Annotated in this window: 2 protein-coding genes; both read left to right on the forward strand. The window is 39.5% G+C overall.

Going from position 1 to position 1156, the window contains the following annotated elements:
- The coding region (locus tag AB0G52_RS41295; RefSeq protein WP_361344488.1) for a PTS transporter subunit EIIC at positions 1–799 on the forward strand (799 nt) is incomplete at its 5' end.
- Positions 800–939: 140 nt separating this feature from the next.
- On the forward strand, positions 940–1156 hold a 217-nt coding region (locus tag AB0G52_RS41300; RefSeq protein ID WP_361344491.1), incomplete at its 3' end, for a family 1 glycosylhydrolase.

Here is a 1156-nt window from a genome sequence, read left to right on the forward strand (position 1 = left end):
GCCAGGAGTTCCGCCGGCAGTAGCAAAATCATTCGCAGCATTAATTCCAGCTGTGCTTACATTGACATTCTTCCTGCTTGTGAACGTTCTTGTAACAGCAGCATTTGATACAAACTTGCATGATGTCATTTATAAAGCAATTCAAGCACCATTAGTAGGCTTGGGCAGTGGCATCATTCCAACACTTATTGCAGTATTCTTTATCCAAATTCTTTGGTTCTTTGGTCTTCATGGTCAAATTATCATCAACTCTGTTATGGACCCGATTTGGAATACACTGCAAGTAGAAAACTTAACAGCATATACGAGCGGACAAGAAATACCACATATTATCTCAAAACCGTTCATGGAGATATATACTGTCGGCATGGGTGGAACAGGTATGACACTTGCTGTCGTGTTCGCAATCCTGCTGTTCATGAAGAGTAAGCAAATGAAGCAAGTAGCGAAGCTTGGCCTTGGCCCTGGTATCTTTAACGTCAATGAGCCAATCATCTTTGGTTTACCGATTGTTATGAACCCATTAATTATTGTACCTTGGATTATTTCACCAATGATTGTAACGCTAGTAACTTATTTCGCCATGTCAACAGGAATTGTACCACCTCCTACTGGTGTTACCGTTCCATGGACAGTACCATTCTTCATCAACGGTATTATGGCTACTAACTCCTTCGCTGGAGGATTAATGCAGCTTGTGAATATGGCAATCGTATTTGCAATCTGGTTCCCATTCCTGAAAGTTATTGACCGTGTCAATGTGAAGAAGGAAGAAGAGGAAATGAAAAAAGCATCTTAATAAAAGCAGCTAAATAATACATGAATGGAAGGGAGGAAGCAGAGTATTGGCTTTAGCGTCAGCAAAAGCTCAATATGCCTGCTTTTTCCTATAACAAAGGAATTCATCTTAGAGTATGTCTTTGAAAGGGGAAAGAAAAAATGTCAGTAAATAATGAAGTGAAATATAATTTTCCAGATAATTTTTGGTGGGGATCTGCCGCATCAGCAACTCAAACGGAAGGTGCAGCAAATGTTGATGGAAAAGGACAAAATATTTGGGATTACTGGTATGAACAGCAGCCAGAGCGCTTTTTTGATGGAGTTGGTCCACAAGATACATCGCAATTTTATGTGAAATATAAAGAAGATATTAAGC

The organism is Streptomyces sp. NPDC021562 (assembly GCF_040640875.1).
Classification (GTDB): Bacteria; Actinomycetota; Actinomycetes; order Streptomycetales; family Streptomycetaceae; genus Streptomyces.